5 protein-coding genes are annotated in these 3620 nt (G+C 70.9%); all 5 read left to right on the top strand.

Annotated features, from left to right (window positions below):
* A partial coding sequence (locus tag VFL64_RS01635; protein WP_489538633.1) for a phosphomethylpyrimidine synthase ThiC occupies positions 1–831 on the top strand: 831 nt, incomplete at its 5' end.
* Complete coding sequence (locus VFL64_RS01630) at positions 828–1853, top strand: FAD-dependent oxidoreductase (RefSeq protein ID WP_489538632.1); 1026 nt, start codon at positions 828–830, stop codon at positions 1851–1853. The genes VFL64_RS01635 and VFL64_RS01630, both read left to right, overlap by 4 nt.
* Complete coding sequence (thiS, locus tag VFL64_RS01625; protein WP_489538631.1) at positions 1850–2050, top strand: sulfur carrier protein ThiS; 201 nt, start codon at positions 1850–1852, stop codon at positions 2048–2050. The genes VFL64_RS01630 and thiS overlap by 4 nt, the downstream gene beginning before the upstream one ends.
* A 2-nt stretch (positions 2051–2052) precedes the next feature.
* On the top strand, positions 2053–2847 hold the full coding sequence (locus VFL64_RS01620) for a thiazole synthase (protein ID WP_489538630.1): 795 nt from the start codon (positions 2053–2055) through the stop codon (positions 2845–2847).
* A gap of 15 nt (positions 2848–2862) precedes the next feature.
* Positions 2863–3620, top strand: a 758-nt coding sequence (thiD, locus tag VFL64_RS01615) for a bifunctional hydroxymethylpyrimidine kinase/phosphomethylpyrimidine kinase (protein WP_489538629.1), incomplete at its 3' end; no start/stop codon positions are given.

Here is a 3620-nt window from a genome sequence, read left to right as displayed (position 1 = left end):
GGCGGCGCCATCATGGCCAAGTGGTGCCTGGCGCACCACCGCGAGAGCTTCCTGTACGAGCACTTCGACGACATCTGCGAAATCATGCTCGCCTACGACGTGAGCTTCTCGCTCGGCGACGGCCTGCGCCCCGGCTCGATTGCCGACGCCAACGACGAGGCCCAGTTCGCCGAGCTGCACACGCTGGGCGAGCTGACGCAGGTGGCGTGGAAGCACGACGTGCAGGTGATGATCGAAGGCCCGGGCCACGTGCCGATGCAGCTGGTGAAGGAGAACGTCGACAAGCAGCTGCAGGTCTGCTTCGAGGCGCCGTTCTATACGTTGGGGCCGCTGCTGACCGACATCTCGCCCGGCTACGACCACATCGCCTCCGCCATGGGTGCGGCGCAGATTGGCTGGTACGGCACCGCGATGCTCTGCTACGTCACGCCCAAGGAGCACCTGGGCCTGCCCAACCGCGACGACGTGAAGCAAGGCCTCATCGCCTACAGGATCGCCGCGCACGCGGCCGATCTGGGCAAGGGCTTCCCGGGTGCACAGCTGTGGGACAACGCGGTCAGCAAGGCGCGCTTCGAGTTCCGTTGGGAAGACCAGTTCCGCCTCGCCATCGACCCCGACACCGCGATGGCTTACCACGACGAAACGCTGCCCAAGGAGAACGCCAAGGTGGCGCACTTCTGCTCCATGTGCGGGCCGAAGTTCTGCTCGATGAAGATCACGCAGGAGGTGCGCGAGTACGCGAATGCGCACCAGCCGGTCATCGCGATCCGGCCGCTGATGGAGGGCAAGGCCGAGGAGTTCCGCGCCCGCGGCGGTGAGTTGTACCTGTGAAGAAAGCCGTCATCGCGGGAGCCGGCCTGGCCGGGCGCCTGTGCGCCTGGCGGCTGGCGCGCGCCGGCTGGCAGGTGAGCCTGTACGACGCGGCGCGGCGCGGCGACACACGCTCGGCCAGCGCGGTGGCGGCGGCCATGCTGTCGCCGCTGGCCGAGCTGGCGACCAGCGACCTGGCGGTGTTCGAACTGGCGCAGCGCGCCATGGTGTTGTGGCCGCAATGGCTGGATGAGCTCCACCGCGACAGTGGCTGCGCCGTCTACCACCGCCGCGAAGGCACGCTGGTGCTCGCACATGCGCCCGATGCCGGCAGCCTGGCGCAGTTCGAGCAGGCGCTGTGCCGCAAGCTGCCCGCCGCACACCACGGCCAGGTGCAGCGTCTGCAGGGTGAGGCGATCGGCGCCTGCGAGCCGCTGCTGGCCGGGCGCTTCGAGCGCGGGCTGTTCCTCGCCGGCGAAGGCCAGCTCGCCAACGACGAACTGCTGCATGCCCTGGCGGTGGCACTCACGCGATTGCCCGTGCGCTGGCACGAAGGCGAGGCCGTGCGTTCGCTGAAAGGCCTCACCGACGATGCCGACGTGCTCATCGACACACGCGGCCTGGGCGCGCGCAGCGACTGGCCGAGCTTGCGCGGCGTGCGCGGCGAGCTGCTGATGCTCGAATGCCGCGGTGTGTCGCTGCGCCGGCCGGTGCGCCTCATGCACCCGCGCTACCCGCTCTACGTGGTGCCGCGGCCGGGCCACCGCTTCGTGGTGGGGGCGACCGAGCTGGAGTCGGAAGACAGCGGCCCGATCAGCCTGCGCTCCACGCTGGAGCTGGGCAGCGCGCTGCACAGCCTGCACCCGGCCTTCGGTGAAGCGCGCGTGCTGCACAGCGCCGCGGCCTTGCGGCCCGCGCTCGATGACCACCGCCCCGCGTTGCGTCGGCACGAGGGCGTGTGGCAACTCAACGGTCTGTACCGGCACGGCTACCTGTGTGCGCCGGCGCTGGTCGATTCACTCATGCACACGCTCAGCCCATGAACATCTCGCTCAACGGACAGGCGCGTGCCACGCATGCGCACACGCTCGACGGCCTGCTCGCCGAAGCCGGCTTCGACCCGCGGCAGGCGTTTGCCTGCGCGCTCAACACCGTCTTCGTGCCGCGGGCGCAATGGCCGCAGCAGCCCTTGCGCGAGGGCGACCGCGTCGACGTCGTCGTGCCCATCACCGGCGGCTGACCATGCAAGCCCAACAACCGTGGACCGTGGCCGGCGCCACGTTCGACAGCCGCCTGCTGCTCGGCACCGCGCGCTACCCCTCGCCGCAGGTGCTGGCCGAGGCCGTGCAGGCCAGCGCCACACAGGTGCTCACCGTGGGCCTGCGCCGCCTGCTGCCCGAGCAGGGCGGCGGCAACGCCTTCTGGCAGCGCGTGCAGGGCTTGGGTTGCCGCGTGCTGCCCAACACCGCCGGCTGCCACAGCGCACAGGAGGCGATCACGCTGGCGCAGATGGCGCGCGAGATCTTCGGCACCTCGTGGATCAAGCTCGAAGTGGTGGGTGACGATCACACGCTGCAACCCGACCCCTTCGGCACGCTGGAGGCAGCGCGCGTGCTCGCGCGTGACGGCTTCGACGTCTTCGCCTACACCACCGACGACCTGGTGCTCGCGCAGCGCCTGCGCGATGCCGGCTGCGCGGCCATCATGCCGGGGGCCGCGCCCATCGGCAGCGGACGCGGCGTGCTCGACCCACACGCATTGGCCACGCTGCGCGCGCGCCTGCCCGACGCGGTGCTGGTGGTCGACGCCGGCCTGGGCCTGCCTTCGCATGCGGCGCAGGTGATGGAGATGGGCTTCGATGCGGTGCTGCTCAACACCGCCGTGGCCCAGGCGGCCGACCCGGTGCGCATGGCGCGCGCCTTCGCGTCAGCCGTGGCCGCGGGGCGCGGCGCCTTCGAGGCCGGCCCGATGGCGCCGCAGCTCGGCGCACATGCTTCGACGCCCACCGTGGGCATGCCGTTCTGGCACTCGATCTGAGGAGAACCCTTTCACATGACTTGTTTGCTGACGATCGCGGGCCACGACCCGGTGCATGGCGCAGGCATCACCGCCGACCTGGCCACCTGGGAGGCCATGGGCCTGCAAGGCTGCAGCGTGGTGACATCTCTCACCGTGCAAAGCAGCCAGGGCCTGGAGCAACTTGCGCCGGTCGACGTGACCGTGCTGCGCGCTGCGCTGCAAGGTGTGCTGCGCGATGGAGAGCCGGCCGCCATCAAGATCGGCATGCTCGGTTCGATGGCGGTGGCGCAGGAGGTGAGCGAGTTTGTGGCCGCGCGCCGTTGCCCCGTGGTCGTCGACCCGGTGCTCGCCGGCTCGAACGGCCGCCCGGCCTACGACGCGCATGGCGTGACCTGGCTGACCGCCCTGTGGGCGCTGATGCGCCATGCCGACGTGATCACGCCCAACCTGCCCGAGGCGGCGGCGCTGGTCGGCTGCAGCGAAGCCGAGCTGCTCTCGCGCCTGCCGGCCTTGCGCGCGCTGTGCCGCGGTGCGGTGGTGTTGAAGGGAGGGCACGGCGGAGGCGACACGGCCGACGACTGGGTGCTCGATGCGCAGCGCAGCGCGGTGCTGAGCGGCACGCGCTGGCCGGGCTCGGCGCATGGCAGCGGCTGCGTGTTCTCGGCGGTGCTGGCCGGCATGCTGTCGCAAGGTTGGGACGTGTTCGACGCGTGTGCCGAGGCCAAGCTGCGCGTGGCCGCCGGCCTGGTGCATGCGCGCGGCGTGGGCACGGGTCGGCCCAACACGCACAC

It is taken from the genome of Rhizobacter sp., from assembly GCF_035702065.1.
Lineage (GTDB): Bacteria > Pseudomonadota > Gammaproteobacteria > Burkholderiales > Burkholderiaceae_C > Rhizobacter.
Note: the sequence above shows the minus strand (reverse complement) of the source record. Positions and strands in the feature narration are given on the sequence as shown.